This is a genomic window from Polaribacter sp. 2405UD43-2, from assembly GCF_058147125.1.
The window spans coordinates 1-236 of record NZ_JBYVJX010000103.1 but is presented as its reverse complement, the minus strand read 5'-3'; the positions used below and the strand labels follow the sequence as shown (position 1 = coordinate 236).

The 236-nt window shown below is 31.8% G+C and carries 1 pseudogene; it reads right to left on the bottom strand.

Annotated elements, in window-relative coordinates:
* Positions 1 to 158 precede the first annotated feature (158 nt).
* Positions 159 to 236 (bottom strand): annotated as a pseudogene (locus ACY2RX_RS14920) (RidA family protein); the annotation flags it as partial.

Genomic DNA, 236 nt, shown 5'->3' with positions numbered 1-236 from the left:
TGGTGTCTTGTTACAAGAACGAAATGGGCTATTCAACTAAAATTGTAGAGTTAATTGAATACGCAGCTACTTTGTAGTAGACATAGGGAGTTGAATTGATGAAAAAACCTGATTAGTTAAACTAATCAGGTTTTTTATGTTTATCATTTGATGATTAATTAATTAACAGCAATTGCGCTAATCTCTACATTTACAAATTGTGGTAAGTTAGCAACTTCTACAGTTTCTCTTGCAGG